This window comes from Bacillus sp. V26, assembly GCF_034296245.1.
Taxonomy (GTDB): domain Bacteria; phylum Bacillota; class Bacilli; order Bacillales; family Bacillaceae; genus Bacillus; species Bacillus halotolerans.
This window is the reverse complement of the sequence record NZ_JAXKQF010000002.1, coordinates 302,551-326,545: the sequence shown is the minus strand read 5'-3', so window position 1 is coordinate 326,545 and position 23,995 is coordinate 302,551. Positions and strand designations below refer to the sequence as shown.

The following is a 23,995-nucleotide window of genomic DNA, read 5'->3' as shown; positions in this document are numbered from 1 at the left end:
TGCAAATATCTTTTCATAATAAAGAGCAGGCATCATCTCTGCTCCCCCTTTACTCCTTATCATCCGTTTATTTGGACCCAGACGGTTATTCTTACTTTTGAAATCATACTGATTTCTTTATCATTTTTTTCTGTTATCAAGTTCATGAATTTTTTTGGTGCGGCACATATTACGGATACGTTATAGAGAGAGAAAGTAATGAATATGCATTGTGACAAACTTGTTATAGAGAGGACAATTAATTCTCGATTCATGGTAAATGAACATAAAAAGAATCACATGTATGGATATCAAATAGAAGAGAGGCTAAAGAGATGGTTCTCCTTGAAACGGATCGGTTACTATTAAAAACGATTGATGTTAACCTGCTAGACGCTGCATCTAAACTGGATCATCAGGCTATTATAGACCTGGGTTATAAAACAAATGGGGAATGGCCAAACTCCGATTTTTTTGAAGCAATTCCTTATTTCCGCGAGATTTTAATCAAAAATAAAGGAACAAGAGGATTTGATTCATGGATCATTTTAAAGAAGGATGATTATGAAATTGTCGGAGGAACTGGGTTTTTAGGCGACCCTGATACGGATGGCATGGTTGAAATCGGTTTTGCAACAAATAAAAGTCACCGCCGTAAAGGTTATTGTTTTGAGGCTGCTCAAAAGTTAATCAACTGGGCATTAAGCGAAGAGAATGTTAACTGTATTGCGGCAAGATGTGAACATGGCAATATGGGATCACAGCATATTTTGAAGAAGTTAGGGTTTAAACTGGACCGTGAAGAAAAAGACTTTATCCATTGGAGATACGCTAAAGTGTAAAACATATACTTCACTTATAAGAAAGCAGGCTCTATGCCTGCTTTTTCAAGCTATTTTCCTCTATGCTTTTTTTAGCTTTTTGCTTTCTGATGAGATACTTTTGTTCTTTTCTTTTTTCTCTTTGTTCTTTCGTTATATGTTTTTTCTTTTGCTTCTTCGCTTCCAACTCTTGTTTCATCGCATCCTGTGCCTTTAAGGATGCTCCGGCACGTTTCAATTCCTTCGAAACCTGACGTTGCAATCTTTTCGGATTTATCTTTTTCTGATCTTGGGCCTTTACACTAACTCCTTCCTGCTCAGACTGGGACAGAGTCTTTAAGAGTTGTCTATTAACAAAATCTAATACTTCAGAATCCTTCGGCTCTTTTCCAAACAAATGCTGAGAGGCCTTTAGTTTTCCGTTTTTCACAACCTCAATAACTCCTACCCAAAACTGACCATTGTAGTAAATCGTTAATTTCATAACGATTCCCCCCTCTTTTAAATGATGAAAGAATGATGGACATCCCGAGGAGGGGAAGGTTACTGACATGATAAAAATGCATTCGGACTACCAACCGAATCGTGTTTTTTCATTCTTCCGCATAAATTTTATCAATTTTTCCCTTTAGAGAAAAGATATTGAGAGCATACTTCAAGAATAAGTCATACATCAGCTTGGACCTTTTTTTCTCTATTCAAAATCAAGGAAACCAAAGAAGACTGAAAAAAATTAAATAGAATTGCATTCTCTTCTTTCAATAGAATATCAAGCTACGGTTTCCTTTTGTTTCGCAAAAGCGAGGATCCCATTATTTGCATGCCCCTTTATGAAAGCAGCTTCTGCCGAACCAGTTTCATCTTTGTACTGAAAACGGAACTAACTCAAGTTCATTCGAGTCAGCTCCGCTTGATTGTTAGTCCAAGTTTTGGTCGATGGTTCCCTCAAAATAGTCATCACTGACTTGTTCATGCGTTTCAGCCAAACCCTGTTCCAATTGTGTGGTTCCTTTGTAATCTGACGGTTCAAAATATCTTCCTGCGACATCCATATTTTCGTTTGCTTCTTCTTTGTTATTGGTTTGTTCGTTCTTGCCTAATGTCTCTGACTTAGGATCGCCATTTTGATTAAAATCAAAGTCCTTGTCAATTTCAGAAAATCTTTTATAATCATCAGGTCTGTCTGCTCCATTTTTTTGAGTCACATCATCCACTCCCATTCCTTATCAATCAATATGACAGGCCAAAAACAATTGGCCCAGATCTTGATATCAGGCTTTCCATTGAAACAAAACTTATTTGGTCCTCTTTGAACCTGTGCCATGTTTTTTAGGGTCATCTGCTTTGAATGCTGTTTCAGTCTCATGATCATTTCTTATTTGTTCAATACTTGAATTTTGAATCCCTTTTTTAGTCATGCTTTCACCTCTTTTCTGAAAACATTGGAATATCAGCTTCCCCCTTATTCTGTCTTTTGAGCAGGCATTCATTCACCCCTTTTGACCAATAACAAAAAAACTCTTAAGAGTGACCATTCGTCATTAGTTCTGTATCTGCCAAAGCATAATTTATCTTTCAGCCAACACAATAAGTTTAAAGAATGTAATATGCCAGAAACTGTTCTGTTTACTGTAAGAAAAACACCCTTTATATAGAGGATCAGCCAGCATAAAAAACAAGTCTAGAATTATGTATTAAGCCTAATTGCTGATGTGACTGCCGTTGGACCGGATACATTCATGCCTAGTAAATCTGGTTTTTTTTCATTGAATTGGAACAGCAGATTAGATTGAAAAAAACCCTTCTCTCTGAGAAGGGCTAAGTAATGGTAATGACATTCACACAATCGGTTCATACCTTAAACCACGCCATATTAATGAAAGCGGCGGGTGTATTCGCAAAGGGTGCAGCCGGTTTCTTTACACTTGCTGCTTATTTGATTACGAAATCACCGTATTCTGCTGAATGGATATTGATCGGTCCGTTCAGATTGTAGTTATTCGACTTGGCGATAGAGCGAAGCACGTCCACACGGGCAACCGATTCTCTCCACTCATCACGGGTGTCCGGATCTGCTGGATTCATCAGGTCGTCATAACGCACGTCCAGAAATTTATTTAACCATTTCTTCTCATCTATTCCGTCTTTAGGTGAGCCGCCTGCCTTTTTGTTCGTGCGTTTGATCAAGGCATAAAAAGAGTCAGGGTCATCACCATCGCCATGCTGAATAACTGTATCGTACATCACAGCTTTTGCCAGTGCCGTTTTCAATCCGGCATTCTCTGATCGTTTCATGGCAGGCTGATAATACAAGCGATCATTTACCTTGTCTTGGGCAGCACGGAAATCTTTATCATTTCCAAGCGAACGCCAGGCAGAAGCAAATCCCTTGAGGTTGCTTATGTCATCGCTTTCTTCTTCGGCCAGACGGCGCAATTCAGGAAGATACTTTTTCAGTTTGTTATTCGGTACTGCCTTTGTGTATACTTCAACTACTTCCAATGCATCCCCGGTAGCCGTTGTAAAGCCTGCCCGGCCGCATGTATAGCCTCTTCCATCACCCAAGGGTTCCACATATCCGTATTGGATTTCCGTCGTACCGTTTTCAAAGATACTGGTCAGCTGTTCCGCCCGGCGCTTTTGATCTTTGTTCAGTCCGGCCGCAAAAACCGTATCACTCATCATCAGGGTAAAAAACATGGTGAACATAAATGATGAAATCGCTGCCTTCTTCCAGAAACCTGCTTTTTTCTCCAAACTGATTTTCATTCTATTACCCCTTTCTATATATTGTAATTACGGACTCAGTATACATGAAGGGGTTGCCCTTTTGTTGAAAATACATCGATTTGTCAATATTTTGAATCTTAATTACTACTCTTAATGATAAATAGATTGCGGCCTGAACCTTATCCTCTCATTCTAAAAAACAGACATCATTTTCACCCCAGAGAGATTCTTGAGAGAAAAGGCTTTCCGACAAGGACTTCTCTTATTATCATTCGTTCCATTTTTAAAAGTAATCATTGCCAATCAGCTATCGTAGAAACTGTAAGTCAAAAAAAGAATCCTTCTTTGTAAGGACTCTTCCTAATACCAAGATGTTTTTATTTAAACCACGCTTTCTTTAAATTGCTGGTAAAGTTATTATCATTAAAAGGAACATTTGCTTTACCGAAATTTGCTGTATGTAATGCATTCCTTGCGGCAGGAGTTAAATCATCCCATCCGATTAACGGTTGAGTTCCGCCTACTACATCATCGCTCATAAATAATTCATGGTTCAGCGGCCAAGTGCTGTCATATGCAATCAAAGGATGGTGATTTCTCATGTTGCTTCCACTTGGTGCTGCATTTGTGAATTTTCCGTGTCCGGAATATGCAATGGATAAAACTTTTGGATGTTGATTTGCTGGATTATCAATCCATACAACGATTCCTTCCCAGTCATGTCTGTGACCTAATTTTGGAGAGGCTTCATCTTTTGGAAAATACCAGGAATACATAATTGCCCAAACACCATTGTACCAAGCAGAACGCGAATATACTTGTCCAGTATTTTTGCTGCAATGTCCTTCAGGCGCTCCAGTAGGCTCTAAACCTCCACTTGTATTGCCTTGTGCATCGACTGCAGGAAAAGGCACGCACCCGCTATAAACCTTCAAATATGGCTGAAAACGTTTCGCCGCTTTTTGAGTAACAGTGGCAGGCGATACCTCTTTAAAGCCGACAACCTTGTCATGATCGATTACTGCTGCATTTGCTGTTGAAACAATGCTGACAGAAGCGAAAACGGATAAAAAGAGAGCCAAGAAAAATTTGTTCATGATTCCAACTCCTTTTGACAATATAGACAATTATTAGTTATCAAAAATTCGAGTTGAAATCAATGTCATTTTTACAAACTTCACACATTTTGTTTCTAAAGTATTATTTGAATTTTTCTTATGTTTTAAATTCAGTAAATCGTATTCATTTCAAAAACGTGTCAAAAACACACAATAAGCCCCATCCACTAAGGACAGAGCTTTTTGTCATTTTAGAGCCTTTCAAGCACATTTTTCGTCTGTAGCACCGCCAGCAGAACGCTTGGAAAAGAGTTATAAAACTTCTCTGCACGAAGAGTCGGTTCTTCTGCAAACAATGGTGATGTGCTGTTTCCTTACTCATCTTTTTTATCTTTATCGGCATCTTCATTATCCTCAACCGGATCTTCGGGATCAGTCTCATTATCTTTTTCATCATCTTTATTGATCGTATCGTCCTCATCAACACCCGGCGCATTGTTACCATTATTATCCTGTTCGTTCTCCTCAACATCTGGAGTATTGTTATCTTGATCATTATTATTTTGATCATTATTACAGCCCATTAATATAAAAGTGGATAGACATAACGCAGTTATTATTTGCAGCCATTTTTTACTCATTTCCACCCTCCTCTCTTCTTTTTAATCCATATAAGTTTGTCCATTAAGTTCACTTTGATTCGTTCCATTCTTAAATGTCTTCTTGATCAGCATATTAATTCAATCCTTTGCGAAAACTATAAACAAAGGTGCTTAGAAAGTGGTTAAGAAGAAAAAGGAATAACTATTCAATATGCAGTTAACCATGTTAAACCAAATAATGTAAGATCATTCATGCCGATATCCTGCAGCACAAAATTCTTTAAAAGTTGTTCTCTATCTTAAATATGTAGTTTCCTTATGAGTTCTTCAGGCTATAAAAAAACACCCCAATCGCTAAACTCATTGTCTAACAATTGGGGCGCAATTTACGATTCATTTATAATCTTAGGATTTGCTCCATATTGATTCTCTATTGTTTCACTATCTTGGCAGTTAAAGATCAGCATAATAATAGGACCGACCACCGGAATAAAGCCTATAAATATCCACCAGCCACTTTTGCCGATATCATGCAATCTGCGGATACTGAGAGCAAGAGACGGAAGAAAAACAGCTAACTGATAAAGAAAGATCAGAATATATGCCAGTAATCCCCCGCCATATCCAATTACATATCCTACTTGAGAACCGGCATATCCTTCTGCCGCCAATGGGCCTGATGTTAATAATCCAACTAGTATTAATGATAGCAGTAATAAAATAAAACAAATGATGCCATTAAAGAGATGAAACATCCAATATTCCTTTCGCCGAGCTCTCCCTTCAAAATTGACGTAATTCTTTAAGCCATTCCAATACCACTTCATATCATTTCCTCCGTTACCAACACTATAGATTAATGCAAAACATATCCATTATATCATAAAAATGATTAAAAACAGGAGAGCTATAAAACTAGTCAATGGCAAAAAGACCTCATTATCAAAGAACTTGCTATAAAAAAATGAAGGCAGTCGTAAAACAAAAATGGACAAGCTGATTGTCCTTACTCCTTTAGTTCCATTCTAAGTCAACTTACAACAAAACAGGAATTAACGAACTACGCCAACATACACTTTGTATGAATGTAAACGAAGGAGTGGTTGCTTTGTATCATTACTTTTATGTTCCTGTGTTAATTCCTCACTTACCACCTGCTCATCACACGCAAAGAAATCAAGACTTTTCAGAAAGACAGCGAAGAAGAGAAATAACATTGAATGTAGATGGCTTTATACCGCCATCTTCCACCGAGGATCTCGGAGACGGCTTTTATTCTTACGCATGGACTAACCAACAGGTCATAGATCCCGGTGAATACCTTGTTTGTTATCTTGAAGGAAGAGATATAAAGGTAATAAATGGCGGGTTTACTCCACGTGATTATGCTCCAATGTATGCAATAGGCAGTTTTCCGAGGAGAAGGAACCAGTGGGTGATTACGATTCATAATCCTCTTCAAACCCAAAGAGCCCTATCACTTTATCTCATTGCGAAAAGATAACACAAAACAAAAACGGCAGGAACGCCTTTATCAGCGTTTCCTGCCGTTTTTCGTGTATGATTCCGCCTGGGTTCGAACCAGGGGCCTCTCCCTTGTCAAGGTAGGGACTATATGCCGATACGAACTGACGTTTTATTTTAAAAACCTTATTTTATAGGGTTTTCTAACAAGAATTTCTGATAAAAAACCTTTTGTTTTGACTAAAAAGTTTGTCCCCTATTCGTCCCCATCTGTTCCCTAATGGCATTACAGCATACTTCGTCTATTCACTGTGATCGAATCCTTTCACCTAACTTATATTTGGTTATCAGAAATGCCCTATTAATAAATTATTAGTGAATTTGGCCATACCATATCATATAAACTTCATATATTAATATTGATTAAAATAATAGGAGGGCTTAAATTGGGTTATTATAAAAAATATAAAGAAGAGTATTACACTTGGAAAAAAACTTATTACAAAAAGTATTATGACCACGATAAGAAGCATTATGATTGCGACAAAAAGTATCATGACTGCGATAAGAAGCATTATGATTGCGACAAAAAGTATTATGATTTTGATCATGACAAGAAGTATTATGATGATGATCACGATTATCATTGCGATAAAAAATATTATGATGACGATGATCATTATTATGATTATGTCGAATCGTATAAAAAACATCACTAAATCTCTTAAATATCTATAAAAGTTTCTTATATTTAAAACGCTTTATATCAAGTGATGTGAAAATAGAAAAGCTCCCTATTATGTGGGAGCTTTTCTTAGAAAATTGAGATTTTATGTACCAAATTAAACACCGCTGAACTTTTCAATGATTTTGACCCTAAAAAGAGACAGGCTCAATGAATCTCTAAGCCAAAAAATCAAGTTTGCCCTTTTATTTCAAAGCCTATTGAATTGTACATCTGATGACTTCTGAATGAAAATGATGATTGTTGGCAGAATTGGACAACAATCCGTCAACACTTTACCACATAATTACAGGTGGTTGATTCTTAGCCATTGAATGTCTCTTTTTAAGGAACCTTTTACTCATTCACATTGCTTTTCATTAACCATTCTACTTCCGTTAATTCTTGTTTTTGAACGTCTTTTGTGTGTTTTTTCGTGAAATGTTCTTTAACAGCTTCTTCGTTTTCCCAAATCTCCCAAAGCATTATTTTGCGTTCTGATGGTTCAAGCGGATAAGCATGGAATTGAATACACCCTTCTTCTTTGTTTGTTTCTTCCTCAAATTTTTTAAATTCCTTCATTATTTCATTAAGGTCTTTATCACTGATGATTTTTAAGCATGCAGTTATGTAATGCACCGAAATCCCCCTCTTCATATTAATTCATGGCTTTTCATTATAGCATTTTCTCGAAAAATGTAGATGTCATTTATAAATCATTAAACGACATCGATAGCCTTTTAGACCAATTTTCTATAAATTCTAAAGCAAGCTAAAGGGTCGATATCAGACGATATGGTCCTTATTTATGTTTATTCCGACCCTTTTTAGTCTAAATAGAGGGACTTTTCAAAAAATACTCTATTAGAGGGGGTCCTTAGTGGTATAATATTAAATATATGTAAAGAAAAGGATGTATTTGATTGTCTGTTTCGGATTTATTCCCATATCATTATGTAACTACAGACATTAATCATTGGTATGTTATCATAAAGCAGGGTCGAATTGAGAAAGCAAAACAAATGAAAAGAAAAGTTGAAAAAGAATTCGATATGATGGAGAAAAATGAAAAGGTTGCAGTCTATCTTCAGCTATTAAAGCTACGGCACGAAATAATGCTGTCGTATCTCGAACCTGACTCTGTTAAAAATATAGATGGTGTTTATTCTGCTCTTAAAAAGACAAGGGAGAATATGGCCCCTGAATCCCTTACGAATACAATAGAGTTCTATTATCATTTTTTTACCGGTATGTATCATTTCAGAACAAGAGATTTAGTTATTGCCTTAACATATTATCGCGAAGCCGAAAAATATCTTGATTTATTAGATGAAAACGCAAATACAGATAAGGCCGCGTTCTATTTTAAAGTATCAGAGGTCTATTACTATATGAAAGAGACTCATTTCTCAATGAATTATGCTCAGCGAGCATATTCTATATTTAAAGAGCAAAAAGATGCTCAGGGTAACCTTACATATGGCAAAGAAATGGTCCAATGTCAGTTTGTTGTCTTTGGGAAATGGCTAGATAAAATGTGTTATGAGGATGCTTTAGAAACAGCTGAAAAAGCCTTACATGATGCTATAAAAATAGGGGAGCAACATTTAATTGGTTCAGCTCATTTTTAAGTGGGATTATGTTATAATAACCTTGAAGAACTTGACAATGCTGAGAAACATTTTCAAATTGCCTATGAAATTCATAAGGATCGAAAACACATTTATGAGTCCAAAGCGATTTTTAATCTGGCATATGTCAAAGCAAAGAAAAATGATTTAAAGACTGCATTAGAATTATACCAGGAAGGTCAGAAGGTTGCTGCCCGACACAATAACCAGGAAGTAACCGAGAAATTAAAACTGGTTAAAGGTCTTTATTTATCATTCGACTTACAAACACTTAGAGAAGTGTTCAAGTTCTTCGAAGAGAAAAACCTTTACGGTGATATGGAAGAATACGCTGTTGCTGTTGCTGATTTTTTGACCAACAAAGAAGACAGACATGATGCGGTCGATTTTTATCAAATGGCAATTGAAGCACGCAAACAAATTCAAAGGGGGAAACATTTAAATGAAAAAATGTAAAATTGCAATTTGTTTAGCGCTCTTGCTTGGCGTTGTTGGAGTATCTAGCGCTTCATACGCTCTTTCTGAGCAGTCCACTTATAAGGTCGCAGATAGAGCAGCAACTTAATATGAAATTAAGAAATAACCCCATTTTGGACTTTACAAATGGGGTTTTTATTTTATCTTTCTCAACTCAATTTTTATTCTTGGGTTTTCATTAAATCATATACTGCATTAATAAAACCGACAACCCCTACAAAAAGTAAAAAACCCTTGCTACGCAAGGGTTTAAGCTATGATTCCGACTGGGCTCGAACCAGCGACCTCTACCCTGTCAAGGTAGCGCTCTCCCAGCTGAGCTACGGAATCATGATATGTATGTGTTGCTGGGTATGTTGTTATCTTTCTGACAAGTTCTATTATATAATCTTCCCTTCTATTCGTCAACTGCTTTTTTAGAAAAACTTTTTTTCGGACTTGCTGTTATGTTCATCAGCTATTATAATATGTCTTAATTTTCTAACAATAGAGGTGATGGGGTTTTGCATTCTTTGATTTCTTCTGATGATGTATGGGTATTATGGGGGTTTATTGCGGTGTGGGCGGCAGTGAGCATCGGGCTGGAGCAGCGCTTTAAGTGGGCGTCCGCTGTGTCTGGCGCTATTATCGCGCTCGCAGGCGCAATGGTGTTTACAAATATAGGAGTGCTTCCTGTTGAATCCCCTGTTTACGATACCGTATGGTCATATGTGGTGCCGCTGGCGATTCCTCTTTTGCTGTTTCAGATCAATGTGCGGCAGATTTTTAAGGAAAGCAGGCGTTTGCTGTTTATTTTTCTTATAAGCTCCTTAGGGACAGTGGTTGGCAGCATCATCGCTTTTTTTCTATTAAAACAGCATATTCCCTATCTAGATAAGATCGGCGGGATGATCAGTGCCTCCTATATTGGCGGCGGGATTAATTTTGCGGCGATGGCTGCGAAATTTGAGACACCGGGCGAATATGTGTCAGCAACGGTTGTGGCAGATAACTTCATGATGGCGCTGTTGTTTTTTATTTTAATCAGCATTCCCGCACTCAAATGGTTTCGCCGGCATTATGCGATGCCGTTTGAAGATCAGGCAAAAGCGGAAGGAAACAGCGGTAACAGCGCGGAAAGCTATTGGAAGCGGAAAGACATTTCATTAAAGGATATTGCCTTTAACGCTGGAGCTGCTTTTGCCCTTGTTGCTGTAAGCGGTAAGATCTCCGGCTATTTCAAAATTACGTTCTCTCACCCCCTTTTGACCGGGACGCTTGGCGATCAGTACCTTGTGCTTACGTCTTTAACCGTTCTTATCATCTTTCTGTTCCCTCGTTTTTTTGAAAGGCTCAATGGATCTCAGGAGCTTGGCACCTACTTGATTTATTTGTTTTTTGTGGTGATTGGCATTCCTGCAGATCTCCGGTTAATCATCACAAATGCGCCTCTTATTCTCTTATTTGTCTTTATCATCGCCATCAGCAATTTAGCGGTTTCGTTAGCTGTCGGTAAATTGTTCCGCGTGCGCCTTGAGGAAATTCTGCTTGCCGTAAACGCCACAGTCGGCGGCCCTACGACAGCAGCTGCGATGGCGATTGCCAAAGGATGGCGGGAGCTTGTTGCACCGATTATGCTGGTCGGCACACTCGGCTACTTGATCGGCAATTATGTTGGCACCTTTATGGGAAATTGGTTTTCTTCCTTTTTATAAAAAGGATTTTCACACTTTCCTCAGAATACTATGTAAGAGAAATTGCTGACGCGAGAACGGAGAGATCACTGTATGTTAAAAGGACATACCATTTATATAAGACCTTTAGAATCAGAAGATGCTGAAGAGAATCTTCGGCTGCAAAGCGAAAACCGGGCATTTTTTGAACAGTTCTCCATGATTCGCGCTGACGATTACTATACGATTGAAGGGCAGAGAAAAAGGATCGAACAATATCAGCAAAGACTGGAAAATGACCAAGAGTATCACTTTGGCATCTTCACAAATAAAGACCATACATTAATCGGGACGGTATCCCTTTTCCAAATCATCCGCGGAGCGCTGCAATGCGCGTTTATTGGATACTTTTTAGATAAAGCCCATAACGGAAAGGGCCTGATGACAGAGGCAGTCAGATTGATTGTTGATTATGCGTTTTACGATCTGAAGCTGCATCGTATTGAAGCCGGTGTCATGCCTCGCAATCTGGGGTCCATGCGCGTATTAGAAAAAGCGGGATTTCATAAAGAGGGCATTGCCCGAAAAAACGTGAAAATCAACGGAAAATGGGAAGATCATCAAGTACTGGCGATTCTGAATCCTAATGATGAAAAGTAAAAAGAAGCCGGGATATCGCCCGGCTTCTTTTTTAACGCGCAGCTACAGGCGCAATTTCTTTCAGCGCTTGTTCGAAATCACGTTCTAAATCATCTGCATGTTCGACTCCCACACTTAGACGGAGCAGGCCGTCTGTGATGCCGCGTTTTTCACGTTCTTCCTTAGGCATTGCTGCGTGAGACATCGTTGCCGGATAGGACAAAATCGATTCCACGGCGCCAAGGCTCACAGCAAAGACCGGAAGTGATACATTCTCTACTAATTTCTTAACGGCCTCTTTGCTTTCTAGCTCAAAAGAAAGTACAGCACCCGCTCCCATCGACTGACTTTTATGGGTTTCGGCTCCCGGATGATCAGACAGCCCCGGATAATACACGCGTTTCACCGCCGGATTCTTCTGGAAAAATTCCGCAAGCCGCTGCGCTGTTTGGCTCGCTTTTTCTAAACGGACCTGCAATGTTTTTAAGCCGCGCAGCACGAGCCAGCAATCTTGCACGCCAAGGACGGCGCCGAACGAGTTTTGCAGCTTATACAGCTGCTTCCCAAGCTCTTCATCCTTGACAGCAGCCAGGCCTGACAGCACATCGCTGTGTCCGCTCAGGAATTTTGTTGCGCTGTGAAGTACGATATCCACGCCGAGATCAAGCGGACGCTGCAGTGCCGGTGTCATGAATGTATTATCCAGAAAGGTCAGACAGCTGTTTTCTTTTGCAAGCTGGACAACCGCTTTAATATCAGTAATTCCAAGTGTCGGATTTGACGGTGTCTCCATATAAATGACCTTTGTGTTTGGCTGGATATTCCGCGCCACTTCGTTGATATCCGTCATATCAACAAACGTGTGCTCAATGCCAAAACGGGTCAAAACCTCTGTCACCATGCGGAAGGTTCCGCCGTATACATCTTCTGTCACAAGAACGTGATCGCCCTGTGAGAGAAGTAAAAATGCTGTTGAGATCGCAGCCATGCCTGAACTGAAAGCAAATCCTCTCGTTCCGCCTTCCAGGGCGGCAATTGTTTCTTCGAGAGCTGTTCTTGTCGGCGTGCCTGATCGGCTGTAATCATATGCGCCAAATTCTTCAAATGAAGATTGATGGAAGGTCGATGCGTGCTGGATCGGTACACTGACCGCCCCGGTTGCACCGTCTGTTTTAAATGGATTGTGCACGAGCTGGGTTTCCAGCGTCCAATTGTGATTACTCAAATGAAACAGCTCCCTCTTTGACCTGACATAACGCCTGTTTTAGGTCCTCTTTTAAATCTTCCGCATGTTCAATTCCGACTGAAAAACGCAGAAGACGGTTACAGACGCCGTTTGCGATGCGGATTTCCTCAGGAATATCCATGTGTGTCTGTGTGGCAGGGTATGTAATAAAGCTCTCCACCCCGCCGAGGCTTTCAGCAAAGCAAATCGTTTTCAGTGCTTTTAAAAATGGATTCACCCATTCTTCTTTTTGCAGACGGAAGGACAGCATGCCTCCTTTTCCCGGGTAAAGCACATCCTTGATTTCTTCTTGCTCATCTAAAAAGGCCGCAAGCTCTTGCGCGTTCGCCTGATGCTGGCGCATTCTGAGACTGAGTGTCTTCATTCCTCTCATCAAAAGCCATGAGTCAAACGGAGGCAGGACCGCGCCGATGGCGTTTTGATGCTGAAACATTTCTTCTCCAAGCTGTTCATCCTTTACAACAACAAGGCCTGCGAGCAAATCATTATGGCCGCCTAAATATTTGGTTGCGCTGTGAATGACAATGTCGGCTCCGAGCTCAAGCGGACGCTGCAAAACCGGTGTATAAAATGTGTTATCAACAATCACCAGAAGACCGTGCTCTTTTGAGATCCGAGCAATCTTTTCAATGTCCGCCTCCTGCATCAGCGGATTTGTCGGTGTTTCCACAAACACCGCTTTTGTATTCGGTGTAATCTTGGAGCGTAAACAGTCCTCATCGCTGAAATCATCATAATAAAAGGTCAAGCCGTATTTTTTCCATTCATTTTCAAACAGACGGTACGTGCCGCCATACAAATCCGATGAAACGATCAGTTCATCCCCGCTTTTAAACAGCGCCATAATCGTTTGAATTGCTGCCATTCCTGAACTGAAGGCAAGCCCTCTCGCTCCGTTTTCTAAACTGGCAATCGCGTCCTCAACAAGCTGGCGTGTCGGGTTTTTTGTCCGAACATAATCAAATCCGGTCGATTCGCCGATCCCTCTGTGGCGGTATGCAGTTGATAAATAAATAGGAGGACTCACTGTTCCCGTTACTTCGTCGCTTCGGTTTCCGATTTGGGCTAATTTCGTTTCAACGTGCTGTGACATATAGCTGACACCTTCCCTTTTCAAAATAAAAACCCCTTCTTCATAAGAAGAAGGGGTTTAACGCTTCTTCTTATCTTCCAAGCATAGTACGCTTGCTGGATTTAGCACCTTGGCGCTTTGCACGTATGCAAAACAAGCCGGTTGCTGAGGTTTCTAAGGGCCAGTCCCTCCACCTCTCACGATAAGAAATATCGATTTCAATTTTCTGATTGTTTTATATTAGCGCAATTTGCAGTTTATTTCAATACTTTTTTCTTCGGGCACCGAACTGTTTAAAGAGAGAAATTTCTAATAATTCATGGTACAATAATTTCAAACGCAAGAAAGTCTAGTGATGTCCTGGAGGAATGTATTATGGCACCGAAAAACGGCACAGTTCAAGAAAAGAAGCTCTTTTCAAAAGAGCTTAACGAGGAAATGACAGTACTCGTTTATCTGCCGTCAAACTACTCCCCTCTTTATAAATATCATCTTATTATTGCGCAGGACGGCCACGATTATTTCAGGCTGGGGAGAATCGGCAGACAAGTGGAGGAATTGCTGTCCAAAAGAGAAATAGACCGATGCATTATTATCGGTGTTCCTTACAAGGATGTAAAAGAACGCAGAAAAACCTATCATCCGGAAGGTTCTATGTTTTCGGCATATAAACGATTTATTGCCCACGAGCTAGTTCCTTTTGCGGACCATGAATTTCCGACGTACCAAGTCGGCTACGGGCGGACACTGATCGGTGATTCTCTCGGAGCGACCGTTTCTCTTATGACAGCGCTTGATTATCCGAATATGTTTGGTAACATCATCATGCAGTCTCCCTATGTTGATCAACATGTATTAGAAGCCGTGAAACAGTCAGACGACATCAAACACCTCTCTCTTTATCACCAAATCGGAACAAAAGAAACAGACGTCCATACGACAGACGGCAATATTTTGGACTTCACAGAACCGAATCAGGAGCTGAAAAAGCTCTTGGAGGAGAAGCTTTCCGATTATTATTTTGAGCCATTTGACGGAGACCACAAGTGGACATACTGGCAGCCGCTCATTACGCCGGCTCTGAAAAAAATGCTCTAACATACTTTATTTTCAGGAGGGACATACTATGAAATACGGAATTGTTTTATTTCCATCAAAAAAACTGCAAGATCTCGCGAACTCTTACAGAAAGCGCTATGATCCGAGCTATTCCCTGATCCCGCCTCATTTGACGCTGAGATCTTCATTTGAATTTACGGAAGAGGAAGCCGGTGAATTGGTATCACAATTGAGAGAAATCGCTAAAGAATCTCATCCGATTGTTCTCAAAATGACCAAATACAGTTCTTTTGCGCCTGTCAATAATGTCATTTACATTAAAGCAGAACCGACGGAAGAATTAAAAACACTGAATGAAAAACTTTACACCGGTTTATTAGCCGGTAATCAGGAATACAATTTTGTTCCGCATGTGACGGTCGGCCAAAACCTTTCCGACGATGAGCATTCGGATGTATTAGGGCAGTTAAAAATGCAGGAAGTATCTCATGAAGAAATTGTTGACCGTTTTCATCTGCTGTATCAATTGGAAAACGGTTCGTGGACGGTATATGAAACGTTCCTGTTAGGCGGAGGAGAATAAACGATTGGAAGCAGTTATCGCTAAAAATGAAAAACAAATGAAAGATGCATTTTATGTAAGAAAAGAAGTCTTTGTCAAAGAACAAAACGTACCAGTTGAAGAAGAAATTGATGAGCTCGAAAACGAATCAGAGCATATTGTGGTATATGACGGAGATCAGCCGGTCGGCGCCGGAAGATGGCGGCTAAAGAACGGATACGGCAAATTAGAGCGAATTTGTGTCTTAAAAAGCCACCGCTCAGCCGGTGTCGGCGGCATCATTATGAAAGCGCTGGAAAAAGCGGCAGCAGACGGCGGTGCTTCAGGTTTTATGTTAAATGCGCAGACACAAGCGGTGCCATTTTACAAAAAACATGGATATCGGGTGCTGTCTAAAGAGGAATTTCTCGATGCTGGCATTCCCCATTTGCAAATGATTAAGGATTAAACACCATCCGGGTCTTCTGAGATCCGGATTTTTTCGCATATAAAAAACCGCTCTCTCGTGTGAACGGTTTTTTATACATATCGATTAATAGATGTGCCTATCCCTTTTTCTCTCAATCTTTTATAAAAAGAGCGCTTACGTTTTGCCTCATTTACTTTCCTTTCAGCAGCCGTTAGATTCTCCTGCTGTTTTTCAAGTTCCTTATATACCCGCTGAAACGGGACATAGCTGATCTTCTCTGTTCCGGCATAATCCTGTTTATGGCCTATTGTGCGATTGGCATATTGAGCGTATTGCTGGTTCTGAATCTGACCTGCATATATCATACGATACCCACCCTTCTGCTGTTCTTTTCCCTTAAACTTACTTTTTGAAACACGTTTCTTTTGATATGATAGTCTTTGTCTGTAATGAACACCTTTTTATTGGGAGGACCCCTTTTTGAAATGCGCCCGACTGAATGATCGAACAATACATTTACATACATATTCGAGAGAACATTATCAATTCCTCTATGAAGAAGGAATAAAAGGGAATTTATTTTGTTCTCATTGCGGAAAGCCTGTTTTGTTAAGGCTTAACATCGCTGAACCGCCTGCATTTATTCACCGGCAGCCTGGTGCTTTCCCGGCGTGTGAGGAAGCCTGCGAACCGAAACCGGCGAAAGAAGAGAGAAAAGAAGACTTTCAGGAATCCGGCGTCTTTCGTTTGCCTAAAGGAAAAGCAATATCAGCTGATCCGGCACCCGGTGTCACGGATTGGCAGACTCCAAGACATATTAAACCTGGTACACCTTTTATAAAAAGACCGGAAACACCTGATATGAGCCTTTTTCCGACTGTCGGCTTAAACACAGATCAGCTGAAAGCTGTCACGGAAACGGAAGGCCCTTTATTGGTGCTTGCCGGTGCAGGAAGCGGAAAAACACGTGTGCTGACCGCGCGCGCTGCCCACATGATCGAACACTTAGACATACCGCCGGAACATATGCTGCTTGTCACCTTTACAACAAAAGCCGTCGCGGAAATGAAAGATCGCATGGCGAAGCAGTACGGATTACAGCCGTCAAAAGTCAGAAGACTTGTCACCGGAACATTCCACAGCTTGTTTTATAAAATCCTGTATCACTATGATTCTGCCAAATGGAATGGCGAGCATTTGCTTAAAATGGAGTGGCAAAAGGAACAATATATAAAAAAAGCACTCTATGAAGAAGGCGTAGATGAGAAAGAGTTCCCCGTCGATCAGGCCTTGCAGCAAATCGGCTTCTGGAAGAACACTTATTTGCCGAATGAACGTATTCCTTTAAAGGATGAGTGGGAAAAACAAGTCTACCGCCTATACGAATATTATGAGCGACAGAAAAAAGAACACCGCCAATTTGATTTTGATGATATGGCATCAGCCTGCTATGAACTGTTTATAGAACGGCCTGACCTTCTGGTGCAATATCAATCTAGGTTTACGTATATTTTAATCGATGAGTTTCAGGACATTAATCCGGTTCAATATAAAATCATGCAAATGCTGGCGAGTCCGGAACAAAACCTGTGCTGTGTCGGTGACGACGATCAGTCAATCTATGCGTTTCGCGGCAGCAGCCCTTCTTTTATTCTGGATTTTCAAAAGGATTATCCCGGTGCTAAAACAATCTATTTAACAGCGAACTACCGTTCAACACATCCGATCGTTTCCAGTGCTGATATTGTCGTGAAAAAGAACAAAAACAGGTATGCCAAGATGCTGGAAGCCGCTCGTGATGACGCGCAGGTTCCTGTGCTGTTTTATCCTTATGACGAAGAAGAAGAAGCGACAATGGTGGTTTCCGATATGAAAGAAAAAATTCAAAACGGCGCAAACCCTGAAGATTTTGCGGTTCTCTACCGGACAAACAGCGCCGGCCGCGCCATTTATGAAAGGCTTCATCAATCATCAATTCCGTATACCGCAGATCGCGGCGTCCAGTCCTTTTACAGCAGAAGGATCGTCCGCCAGATACTCGCATACTTGTACGCGAGCCAAAACGAGGATGATACTGAAGCGATTAAACACTTGCTGCCTGCCTTATTTCTAAAACAGTCTGCTTTAAACACGCTGAAGGCGCTCTCGATTACCGAGGACTGCTCCATGATCAAGGCCCTGGCCAAACTGCCGGATCTGAAGCCGTTCCAGCTGGATAAAATCAAAAAAATCGTGCCCTTTTTCGCAAGCATCCGCACCATGAAGCCGGTGGAAGCCATTACCTTTGCCGAAGGAAAAATGGGCTTCTCCGAATACTTAAAAAAACGGGGCAACGAAGGAAATAAGCTGGAAAAAGGCTCTGATGACCTGCGTGACGTCAAGGTTGTCGCCAAAAAATTCAAAACCATCCCTGACTTTCTCGCCCATGTTGATCACATGCGGGCTGCTGAAAAAAACAAAACGGATGAAAACGGCGTGCAGCTGATGACCATTCACCGGTCAAAGGGCCTCGAATTCAAAACCGTCTATGTATTAGGCACGGTAGACGGCTCCATCCCGCATGATTTCTCACTAGAAACAGCGAGAAAGGGAGACGAAGCTCCGCTTGAGGAAGAAAGACGCCTTCTGTATGTTGCAATGACACGGGCCAAACAGCATTTATATTTGTCTTGTCCCGCAAACAGGCGCGGCAAAACCGCCCATCGTTCAAGGTTTTTGTATCCTCTTTTGCAGCAAACGAGACAGCCCTTGCCCAAATAAACAGCCCGGCAGTGATACTGCCGGGTTTTTCACTGTAAAAAAGGCCCGCTGCCCAGGCCATCCGCTTATTTACTATCCAACATTTTAGAAATTGTTCCAAAATCAAGCTTTTCTTTTCCGCTTGTAATGGACTGGACAATCTTATCTTCCAGTTCTTTCGGCACGCGTCTGTTTGCCAGCTGCGCCACGCGTTTAATAACGCTGCGGACTGTGTTTTCATCTTTAAAATTGGCGTTTTGAAGTGATCCTGCAAGATTCATGACATCCTGCATGTTCACGCCTGTTTTCTTTTCAATGTTCTTAAAAAATTGATTATCCATGATACGCCTCCTTTTGGCGGAGTAATACAGTATTGTATGAACGCTTTACGCATAATGTGATGATTTGCAATCAAAAAATAAGTTACTGATTTAAAAAGCAGCAAAGGGTACACAATGTAAGGAAGAAGCACGGGAATCATCCGCACTTCCTCCTTCATTCATTTCTTAGTAGTTAAAAAAAGATGCACCTACGATGATGAGAAGAATGAACAGTACGACCACAAGAACGAATGTTGAACCGTAACCGCCTGAATATCCTCCAGAATAACCGCCGCCGTAGCAGCCGCCTCCGTAACCAAATCCCATAACTAAGCACCTCCTTTACTCTCTATACACTATGTGAGACATCATGATCGGCTTGGATATTCGCATAGGGCGCTTGCGGATTTATGATGGATCATGCTGAGCCTGCCGTTTTTTCAGTAAGGCTTCCGTCTTTTCAGCCAATTCTTCAATTTCTTGTTCAAACGACAGGCCGGCTTCGTCAAATAAAGCCAATTCCTTTTCAATATGTTTGATCGTCTTGTCATGTTTGTTTTGCTTTTGATCGTGCGGTCCATACCTGCCCTCTATGAATTTTTCAAACTCGTTCATGAGATCCCCCCTCTCATGACATATGCTGAGCGTATCAGCATTGTTAAAAAAACAAAAAACCGGACATCTCCGGTCTCTTGTCAGTGTCAAGCTATTGAGGTTTTTTCTTTTTACTGCCGCATCCGCAGCCTTTCTTTTTGATCTTTTTTGTTTGATACGATGAATCTGTATATGGAGTTTTTTGGGAAGGTTTGTTAAATTGATTCACTTTGATCCCTTCCTTTCCTTATGTCATATATGCTACTTTATGCGGAAACTGACGGAAAGTTGCTGATGGGAATGCCTCATTCCTGCAGCCATTTTGATACAAGGGTTTCAATAATACCGGCCAGCCCTGCGATCGCCAGCAGCAAAACCAGCCACTGGGCCGCCTCTGGAATAAAGGCCTGGCACAAAATCAAAAAGCCGGCGCACCACACGCCTGTGCACCAATAGCAGCTCAGCAATTCACCGATAAACGCCCTGACACCCGTTCCCTTTATGACAATATACGTTTCAATGTTCCCGTCCGCATCCTTTTCCTCTTTCTCTTCATGAAAAAGGCTGCGAAGCGGCGCCATAATCGTATCAAACACGAAAAGACGCGCGAGCCGGAAGACCGCAAGCGAAAGAAGGAAAAGAGACAGCCAATTGATAACCACTTGTTCACTCCTTTCATCATCCCCTTCACATATATGCAGAAACCCTAGCTTTCATGAATTTGTATCTTGTCCTGTTGAAAATTGGTTATTTTTCTTATTCCGCTCTGCACTTGTTCTGCATTATATACAGTATGGATAAGAAAGGAGTGAAGGTTATGTCATTTGAAGAAAAAGTTGAATCCCTGCATCCTGAAATATTTGAGCAATTATCTAGCGAATTCGAGCAGCAGATCGAAGTCATTGATTGCGAAAATATCACAATAGATACGTCACATATAACAGCTGCCCTTTCTATACAAGCCTTGGTCACAACAATGATTATCCTGGCAACACAGCTCGTCATCGCCGACGAGAACTTAGCTGACGCAGTCGCAAGCGAAATACTCATCCTCGATAACTCCCAAATCAAAAAAAGAACCATCATTAAAATTATCAACAGTCGAAACATCAAAATTACTTTATCTGCCGACGAAATAATAACCTTTGTACAAATTTTGCTTCAGGTGCTAAACAGCATTCTCAATGAACTTGACGTCCTTTAACCCTTTCTTTTCATAAACTTAAAAGTCGAGGTGAAAACAAATGTCAGATAACGATAAATTCAAAGAAGAGCTTGCAAAGCTGCCGGAAGCTGATCCAATGACGAAAATGCTTGTTCAAAATATCTTTCTTAAACACGGCGTCACGAAAGACAAAATGAAAAAAGTATCAGATGAAGAAAAAGAAATGCTCTTGAACCTGGTAAAAGACTTGCAGGCTAAATCAGCTGCATTAGTTGAAAATCAAAAGAAGAAAAAAGAAGAAGCAGCCGCGCAAGAGAAGAAGAACGAAAAACCGCTAAGCCGCAGAGAGCAATTAATTGAACAGCTCAGACAAAGACGGCAAAACAATAACAATTCAAACCAATCATAAAAAATAGGGTTCTTCATCAGGATATATGCCTCAGTCAAAGTAAGAGGCTCGCTCATTTAATAACAGTAAAAGAAAAGGAGGAATAGATATGGAAAGCAGACCATACTCTTGGGTTGCACTTGATCCTGACTGTGACCATCCGTTAGACGAAAAAGATAAAAAAGAAGAAAGAAAATGTAATTGCGATATTTGCTGCAATGGCAATGGATTCGGCGACGACAATGCCTTTATCAATCAAGATCTGGCTCAGGCAAATCTTAACAAACAAGTCTCCGATGAAACAATTATTATCAGAGATTCTTGTGACATCAACGTTACATCAACAGACGTTCAAGCCGTAACATCAGTTGTAACTGCAATTAATGCCGCTGTCGTAACAGCAACTCTCACATCCATTGCAGATGGTGTAATTGCTGAATTAGTCGCACAAGATTTACTGCAGCTTACAGCTAACAAGCAAGTAAACCGCCAAAAACTTCTCATCGAATGCTCCCGCGGCGTAAACGTCTCAACAGTAGATGTCGATATTGCAACACTTGTCTCTACAGCAACAAACACTCTCATTGCCATCCTAGTTATCACACTCGTCCTCTAGGACCTAAAAGCAGAGCTAAAACGCTCTGCTTTTTCTTATTTTCCCAGCATATGATGAATATATAGACGTTCACCCACACCAAGTGAGGCACGAGTACATATGTTGTTAAGGACTAAAGTCAAATACCCTATAAGAAGGAGCTGAAATCAATGAGCTGCGGAAAAACCCATGGCCGGCATGAGAACTGTGTATGCGATGCAGTGGAAAAGATTTTAGCAGAGCAGGAGGCAGTGGAGGAACAGTGTCCGACTGGCTGCTATACAAACCTTTTAAACCCTACGATTGCTGGAAAAGACACAATTCCGTTTCTCGTTTTTGATAAAAAAGGCGGATTGTTCTCCACATTCGGAAACGTGGGGGGATTTGTGGATGATATGCAATGCTTTGAATCCATTTTCTTCCGCGTTGAAAAATTATGCGATTGCTGTGCAACACTGTCTATTTTACGCCCGGTCGATATCAAAGGCGATACCTTAAGTGTTTGCCACCCTTGTGACCCAGATTTCTTCGGGCTCGAAAAAACAGATTTTTGCATCGAAGTGGATCTCGGATGCTTCTGTGCGATTCAATGCCTGTCACCAGAATTAGTTGACAGAACTTCGCCTCATAAGGATAAAAAGCATCATCACAATGGATAAACACTTGTAAAGAGGAATCCCCTTCCAAGCTCTATTACAAGTGCAAATCATTCAGCTGCTTCGAAAGTGAGGCAGCTGACTCTCCATCATTTCGCCAGTCTCAAAATTACAAGGCAGGAGGGATAATATATGAGCCAGAAAACATCAAGCTGCGTGCGTGAAGCGGTAGAACAAATTGAAGATCTGCAAAACGCGGTTGAAGAGGATTGCCCGACCGGCTGCCACTCCAAGCTTTTATCTGTAAGCCATTCATTAGGCGATACAGTGCCTTTTGCAATATTTACATCAAAATCAAAGCCTTTAGTCGCCTTCGGTAATGTCGGCGAGCTGGATAACGGACCTTGCTTTAATACAGTATTTTTTAGAGTGGAAAAAGTTCATGGCAGCTGCGCAACGCTATCCTTATTAATCGCTTTTGACGAACACAAACACATTTTGGACTTCACTGATAAAGACACGATTTGTGAAGTGTTCCGACTTGAAAAAACGCACTACTGCATTGAAGTGGATTTAGACTGCTTCTGCGCGATCAATTGCTTAAATCCCCGTTTAATCAATCGAACACATCATCATTCATGATAAGGCGGAAAAGCTTGCAGATTTGCAGGCTTTTCTCTATGTAAAAAAGCTGCCGGAACGATCTGCCGGGCAGCTTTTTGCTTTCATTAAAAACCTAACGGGTGCAGAGATGTGATATCATCAATCGCCAGCTCAGTCGGAGCGCCGTTTCCGGTCGTCCGAAGCAGAACGGAATCATTTCTTCTTCCGACAATCACGCCTCTGTACGTTTTCCCATTGGCTTCAATCAGACAAAGCGCTCTCGGCATGTTATGCGGCAGTTTTGTTAAAAAGTCGATTTTTTCATGGATGGACATCTTGCTCATCGGTTTTTTCACTTTTCTGGCCGGCGGTGTCTTTTCTTCAGCTTTAGCTGCATTATGAACGGCCTCCGGTTCCTTTTCAGGCTTACGGGCTTCAGGTGCAGGCTCTTCCTTTTTTTCTGCTTCCTGAGGTTGCTGTTTGGCGGTGTCTTCAATTGCCTGCGGCTCTTCTAACGGTTCCTGCTGCTTTTTCTGGTTCTCCGGCTCTCTCGCCTCTTGTTTTTGCTGACTCACTTGTGCCTCTGCCTGTTTTTTCTCTGTTTGCCGAGCATCTTTTGCCTGAATGTCTTCCCGCTGTTTTTCCTCTGTTTCCACGGCATCTTTTACCTGAATGTCTTCCCGCTCTTTTTCATGGTAAACCGGCTGTTCCTTTGCTTTTGGCGGAGCCGGTTTGGCTTTTCTTTTAATGACGATCTCCTGCATGGACGAGCGTGTTTCCACATAATCCGGCTGAACAATATACATGAGCGGTTTTTTATCCGCGTTTCTTTTCTTATTAGACATCTTCATCCCTCCGATTCTGTCATAT

General features: G+C 41.1%; 30 protein-coding genes, 1 tRNA gene, 2 pseudogenes and 1 riboswitch. Of the genes and pseudogenes, 16 read left to right on the top strand and 17 right to left on the bottom strand.

Annotated features, from left to right (window positions below; all coding sequences use genetic code 11):
- The first annotated feature begins 314 nt into the window (after nucleotides 1-314).
- Nucleotides 315-821, top strand: coding sequence for a GNAT family N-acetyltransferase (locus UJ203_RS08965; protein WP_105990618.1), 507 nt, complete (start codon nucleotides 315-317; stop codon nucleotides 819-821).
- Between the two features lie 50 nt (nucleotides 822-871).
- On the opposite strand, the pseudogene UJ203_RS08960 reads toward UJ203_RS08965, so the two are convergent.
- The 7 genes and pseudogenes from UJ203_RS08960 to UJ203_RS08930 all read right to left on the bottom strand — a co-directional run bounded on the left by UJ203_RS08960 (nucleotide 872) and on the right by UJ203_RS08930 (nucleotide 6,017).
- Nucleotides 872-1,284: pseudogene (locus UJ203_RS08960) on the bottom strand (YjdF family protein).
- 433 nt (nucleotides 1,285-1,717) lie between these two features.
- Nucleotides 1,718-2,005, bottom strand: a complete 288-nt coding sequence (locus UJ203_RS08955; RefSeq protein WP_024121001.1) for a YozQ family protein — start codon at nucleotides 2,003-2,005, stop codon at nucleotides 1,718-1,720.
- A gap of 90 nt (nucleotides 2,006-2,095) precedes the next feature.
- Nucleotides 2,096-2,218 carry a hypothetical protein gene (locus tag UJ203_RS08950; protein WP_059292995.1) on the bottom strand — a complete coding sequence of 41 codons (123 nt, stop codon included), beginning with the start codon at nucleotides 2,216-2,218 and terminating at the stop codon, nucleotides 2,096-2,098.
- Between the two features lie 514 nt (nucleotides 2,219-2,732).
- On the bottom strand, nucleotides 2,733-3,569 hold the full coding sequence (gene csn, locus UJ203_RS08945) for a chitosanase (RefSeq protein ID WP_322010046.1): 837 nt from the start codon (nucleotides 3,567-3,569) through the stop codon (nucleotides 2,733-2,735).
- A gap of 338 nt (nucleotides 3,570-3,907) precedes the next feature.
- Nucleotides 3,908-4,627 carry an NPP1 family protein gene (locus tag UJ203_RS08940; RefSeq protein WP_322010045.1) on the bottom strand — a complete coding sequence of 240 codons (720 nt, stop codon included), beginning with the start codon at nucleotides 4,625-4,627 and terminating at the stop codon, nucleotides 3,908-3,910.
- Nucleotides 4,628-4,962: 335 nt separating this feature from the next.
- Complete coding sequence (locus UJ203_RS08935; protein ID WP_095713541.1) at nucleotides 4,963-5,229, bottom strand: hypothetical protein; 267 nt, start codon at nucleotides 5,227-5,229, stop codon at nucleotides 4,963-4,965.
- Nucleotides 5,230-5,576: 347 nt separating this feature from the next.
- Complete coding sequence (locus UJ203_RS08930; protein WP_024120995.1) at nucleotides 5,577-6,017, bottom strand: DUF805 domain-containing protein; 441 nt, start codon at nucleotides 6,015-6,017, stop codon at nucleotides 5,577-5,579.
- A 281-nt stretch (nucleotides 6,018-6,298) separates the two neighbouring features.
- On the opposite strand from UJ203_RS08930, the gene UJ203_RS08925 reads away from it, so the two are divergent.
- Together UJ203_RS08925 and UJ203_RS08920 are read left to right on the top strand one after the other, a co-directional pair.
- Nucleotides 6,299-6,694, top strand: a complete 396-nt coding sequence (locus UJ203_RS08925) for a hypothetical protein (protein ID WP_322010040.1) — start codon at nucleotides 6,299-6,301, stop codon at nucleotides 6,692-6,694.
- A 406-nt stretch (nucleotides 6,695-7,100) separates the two neighbouring features.
- Nucleotides 7,101-7,373: a hypothetical protein gene (locus UJ203_RS08920; RefSeq protein ID WP_322010038.1), complete on the top strand. Its 273-nt coding sequence runs from the start codon at nucleotides 7,101-7,103 to the stop codon at nucleotides 7,371-7,373.
- A 362-nt stretch (nucleotides 7,374-7,735) separates the two neighbouring features.
- Here UJ203_RS08920 and UJ203_RS08915 read toward each other — a convergent pair.
- Nucleotides 7,736-8,055, bottom strand: a pseudogene (locus tag UJ203_RS08915) (putative quinol monooxygenase).
- Nucleotides 8,056-8,301: 246 nt separating this feature from the next.
- On the opposite strand from UJ203_RS08915, the gene UJ203_RS08910 reads away from it, so the two are divergent.
- Both UJ203_RS08910 and UJ203_RS08905 read left to right on the top strand, forming a co-directional pair.
- Complete coding sequence (locus tag UJ203_RS08910) at nucleotides 8,302-9,009, top strand: hypothetical protein (protein WP_322010036.1); 708 nt, start codon at nucleotides 8,302-8,304, stop codon at nucleotides 9,007-9,009.
- The gene (locus UJ203_RS08905; RefSeq protein WP_322010034.1) at nucleotides 9,010-9,465 is read left to right on the top strand and encodes a tetratricopeptide repeat protein; all 456 of its coding nucleotides are present in this window, start codon (nucleotides 9,010-9,012) and stop codon (nucleotides 9,463-9,465) included.
- Nucleotides 9,466-9,743: 278 nt separating this feature from the next.
- Here the strand turns inward: UJ203_RS08905 and UJ203_RS08900 are convergent.
- Nucleotides 9,744-9,816, bottom strand: a tRNA-Val gene (locus UJ203_RS08900).
- 173 nt (nucleotides 9,817-9,989) lie between these two features.
- On the opposite strand from UJ203_RS08900, the gene UJ203_RS08895 reads away from it, so the two are divergent.
- Both UJ203_RS08895 and UJ203_RS08890 read left to right on the top strand, forming a co-directional pair.
- Nucleotides 9,990-11,180 (top strand): DUF819 family protein, encoded by a 1,191-nt coding sequence (locus UJ203_RS08895; RefSeq protein ID WP_322010032.1) that lies wholly within the window; start codon nucleotides 9,990-9,992, stop codon nucleotides 11,178-11,180.
- A 72-nt stretch (nucleotides 11,181-11,252) separates the two neighbouring features.
- The gene (locus tag UJ203_RS08890) at nucleotides 11,253-11,798 is read left to right on the top strand and encodes a GNAT family protein (RefSeq protein ID WP_322010029.1); all 546 of its coding nucleotides are present in this window, start codon (nucleotides 11,253-11,255) and stop codon (nucleotides 11,796-11,798) included.
- 31 nt (nucleotides 11,799-11,829) lie between these two features.
- Here UJ203_RS08890 and metC read toward each other — a convergent pair whose 3' ends face one another.
- Complete coding sequence (metC, locus tag UJ203_RS08885; protein ID WP_322010027.1) at nucleotides 11,830-13,002, bottom strand: cystathionine beta-lyase; 1,173 nt, start codon at nucleotides 13,000-13,002, stop codon at nucleotides 11,830-11,832.
- Nucleotides 12,995-14,116, bottom strand: coding sequence for a cystathionine gamma-synthase/O-acetylhomoserine thiolyase (gene metI, locus UJ203_RS08880; protein WP_268508950.1), 1,122 nt, complete (start codon nucleotides 14,114-14,116; stop codon nucleotides 12,995-12,997). Before metI ends, metC begins: the two co-directional genes overlap by 8 nt.
- Before the next feature lie 67 nt (nucleotides 14,117-14,183).
- Nucleotides 14,184-14,304: riboswitch (SAM riboswitch) on the bottom strand.
- Between the two features lie 166 nt (nucleotides 14,305-14,470).
- Here metI and UJ203_RS08875 point away from each other — a divergent pair.
- Genes UJ203_RS08875 through UJ203_RS08865 form a run of 3 tightly spaced genes read left to right on the top strand, consistent with a single transcriptional unit; the run spans nucleotide 14,471 to nucleotide 16,164 of the window.
- On the top strand, nucleotides 14,471-15,193 hold the full coding sequence (locus UJ203_RS08875) for an esterase family protein (protein ID WP_322010025.1): 723 nt from the start codon (nucleotides 14,471-14,473) through the stop codon (nucleotides 15,191-15,193).
- A gap of 28 nt (nucleotides 15,194-15,221) precedes the next feature.
- Nucleotides 15,222-15,737 carry a YjcG family protein gene (locus UJ203_RS08870; protein WP_322010023.1) on the top strand — a complete coding sequence of 172 codons (516 nt, stop codon included), beginning with the start codon at nucleotides 15,222-15,224 and terminating at the stop codon, nucleotides 15,735-15,737.
- A 4-nt stretch (nucleotides 15,738-15,741) separates the two neighbouring features.
- Complete coding sequence (locus tag UJ203_RS08865) at nucleotides 15,742-16,164, top strand: GNAT family N-acetyltransferase (protein ID WP_322010021.1); 423 nt, start codon at nucleotides 15,742-15,744, stop codon at nucleotides 16,162-16,164.
- A gap of 71 nt (nucleotides 16,165-16,235) precedes the next feature.
- On the opposite strand, the gene UJ203_RS08860 is transcribed toward UJ203_RS08865, so the two are convergent.
- Nucleotides 16,236-16,490, bottom strand: a complete 255-nt coding sequence (locus UJ203_RS08860) for a hypothetical protein (RefSeq protein WP_305933932.1) — start codon at nucleotides 16,488-16,490, stop codon at nucleotides 16,236-16,238.
- A 115-nt stretch (nucleotides 16,491-16,605) separates the two neighbouring features.
- On the opposite strand from UJ203_RS08860, the gene UJ203_RS08855 reads away from it, so the two are divergent.
- Nucleotides 16,606-18,885: an ATP-dependent helicase gene (locus tag UJ203_RS08855; protein WP_322010019.1), complete on the top strand. Its 2,280-nt coding sequence runs from the start codon at nucleotides 16,606-16,608 to the stop codon at nucleotides 18,883-18,885.
- A gap of 65 nt (nucleotides 18,886-18,950) precedes the next feature.
- Here the strand turns inward: UJ203_RS08855 and UJ203_RS08850 are convergent, their stop codons facing one another.
- From UJ203_RS08850 to UJ203_RS08835, 4 genes are all read right to left on the bottom strand, one after another.
- Nucleotides 18,951-19,205, bottom strand: coding sequence for a stage VI sporulation protein F (locus UJ203_RS08850; RefSeq protein ID WP_024120950.1), 255 nt, complete (start codon nucleotides 19,203-19,205; stop codon nucleotides 18,951-18,953).
- Between the two features lie 165 nt (nucleotides 19,206-19,370).
- A complete protein-coding gene (locus UJ203_RS08845) occupies nucleotides 19,371-19,511 on the bottom strand; it encodes a YjcZ family sporulation protein (protein ID WP_105990606.1) in 141 nt (46 codons plus the stop codon).
- Nucleotides 19,512-19,592: 81 nt separating this feature from the next.
- Nucleotides 19,593-19,799, bottom strand: a complete 207-nt coding sequence (locus UJ203_RS08840) for a hypothetical protein (RefSeq protein WP_095713604.1) — start codon at nucleotides 19,797-19,799, stop codon at nucleotides 19,593-19,595.
- Between the two features lie 284 nt (nucleotides 19,800-20,083).
- Nucleotides 20,084-20,440, bottom strand: a complete 357-nt coding sequence (locus tag UJ203_RS08835) for a DUF1360 domain-containing protein (RefSeq protein WP_010333781.1) — start codon at nucleotides 20,438-20,440, stop codon at nucleotides 20,084-20,086.
- A 155-nt stretch (nucleotides 20,441-20,595) separates the two neighbouring features.
- Here UJ203_RS08835 and cotV point away from each other — a divergent pair, with 155 nt between their 5' ends.
- From cotV to cotZ, 5 genes are all read left to right on the top strand, one after another.
- Nucleotides 20,596-20,982, top strand: a complete 387-nt coding sequence (gene cotV / locus UJ203_RS08830) for a spore coat protein CotV (RefSeq protein WP_105953710.1) — start codon at nucleotides 20,596-20,598, stop codon at nucleotides 20,980-20,982.
- A gap of 40 nt (nucleotides 20,983-21,022) precedes the next feature.
- Nucleotides 21,023-21,352, top strand: a complete 330-nt coding sequence (cotW, locus tag UJ203_RS08825; RefSeq protein ID WP_095713606.1) for a spore coat protein CotW — start codon at nucleotides 21,023-21,025, stop codon at nucleotides 21,350-21,352.
- 88 nt (nucleotides 21,353-21,440) lie between these two features.
- A complete protein-coding gene (gene cotX / locus UJ203_RS08820) occupies nucleotides 21,441-21,947 on the top strand; it encodes a spore coat protein CotX (protein WP_095713607.1) in 507 nt (168 codons plus the stop codon).
- Nucleotides 21,948-22,096: 149 nt separating this feature from the next.
- Entirely contained in the window at nucleotides 22,097-22,585 is a 489-nt protein-coding gene (gene cotY, locus UJ203_RS08815; protein ID WP_105953711.1) for a spore coat protein CotY, read from the top strand.
- A 129-nt stretch (nucleotides 22,586-22,714) separates the two neighbouring features.
- Nucleotides 22,715-23,164, top strand: coding sequence for a spore coat protein CotZ (gene cotZ / locus UJ203_RS08810; protein WP_095713608.1), 450 nt, complete (start codon nucleotides 22,715-22,717; stop codon nucleotides 23,162-23,164).
- A gap of 86 nt (nucleotides 23,165-23,250) precedes the next feature.
- Here the strand turns inward: cotZ and cotO are convergent, their stop codons facing one another.
- Nucleotides 23,251-23,976: a spore coat protein CotO gene (cotO, locus tag UJ203_RS08805; RefSeq protein WP_305933929.1), complete on the bottom strand. Its 726-nt coding sequence runs from the start codon at nucleotides 23,974-23,976 to the stop codon at nucleotides 23,251-23,253.
- Between the last annotated feature and the right edge of the window lie 19 nt (nucleotides 23,977-23,995).

Bases quoted from the DNA above. Each gene is read 5' to 3' on its own strand.
- metI (WP_268508950.1), bottom strand. From the start codon at position 14,116: ATGTCACAGCACGTTGAAACGAAATTAGCCCAAATCGGAAACCGAAGC.
- cotO (WP_305933929.1), bottom strand. From the start codon at position 23,976: ATGAAGATGTCTAATAAGAAAAGAAACGCGGATAAAAAACCGCTCATG.
- UJ203_RS08950 (WP_059292995.1), bottom strand. From the start codon at position 2,218: ATGACTAAAAAAGGGATTCAAAATTCAAGTATTGAACAAATAAGAAAT.
- UJ203_RS08840 (WP_095713604.1), bottom strand. From the start codon at position 19,799: ATGAACGAGTTTGAAAAATTCATAGAGGGCAGGTATGGACCGCACGAT.
- UJ203_RS08850 (WP_024120950.1), bottom strand. From the start codon at position 19,205: ATGGATAATCAATTTTTTAAGAACATTGAAAAGAAAACAGGCGTGAAC.
- csn (WP_322010046.1), bottom strand. From the start codon at position 3,569: ATGAAAATCAGTTTGGAGAAAAAAGCAGGTTTCTGGAAGAAGGCAGCG.
- UJ203_RS08935 (WP_095713541.1), bottom strand. From the start codon at position 5,229: ATGAGTAAAAAATGGCTGCAAATAATAACTGCGTTATGTCTATCCACT.
- UJ203_RS08940 (WP_322010045.1), bottom strand. From the start codon at position 4,627: ATGAACAAATTTTTCTTGGCTCTCTTTTTATCCGTTTTCGCTTCTGTC.
- UJ203_RS08965 (WP_105990618.1), top strand. From the start codon at position 315: ATGGTTCTCCTTGAAACGGATCGGTTACTATTAAAAACGATTGATGTT.
- UJ203_RS08875 (WP_322010025.1), top strand. From the start codon at position 14,471: ATGGCACCGAAAAACGGCACAGTTCAAGAAAAGAAGCTCTTTTCAAAA.
- cotV (WP_105953710.1), top strand. From the start codon at position 20,596: ATGTCATTTGAAGAAAAAGTTGAATCCCTGCATCCTGAAATATTTGAG.
- UJ203_RS08845 (WP_105990606.1), bottom strand. From the start codon at position 19,511: ATGGGATTTGGTTACGGAGGCGGCTGCTACGGCGGCGGTTATTCTGGA.
- UJ203_RS08860 (WP_305933932.1), bottom strand. From the start codon at position 16,490: ATGATATATGCAGGTCAGATTCAGAACCAGCAATACGCTCAATATGCC.
- cotW (WP_095713606.1), top strand. From the start codon at position 21,023: ATGTCAGATAACGATAAATTCAAAGAAGAGCTTGCAAAGCTGCCGGAA.
- UJ203_RS08890 (WP_322010029.1), top strand. From the start codon at position 11,253: ATGTTAAAAGGACATACCATTTATATAAGACCTTTAGAATCAGAAGAT.
- UJ203_RS08870 (WP_322010023.1), top strand. From the start codon at position 15,222: ATGAAATACGGAATTGTTTTATTTCCATCAAAAAAACTGCAAGATCTC.
- cotY (WP_105953711.1), top strand. From the start codon at position 22,097: ATGAGCTGCGGAAAAACCCATGGCCGGCATGAGAACTGTGTATGCGAT.
- cotX (WP_095713607.1), top strand. From the start codon at position 21,441: ATGGAAAGCAGACCATACTCTTGGGTTGCACTTGATCCTGACTGTGAC.
- UJ203_RS08930 (WP_024120995.1), bottom strand. From the start codon at position 6,017: ATGAAGTGGTATTGGAATGGCTTAAAGAATTACGTCAATTTTGAAGGG.
- cotZ (WP_095713608.1), top strand. From the start codon at position 22,715: ATGAGCCAGAAAACATCAAGCTGCGTGCGTGAAGCGGTAGAACAAATT.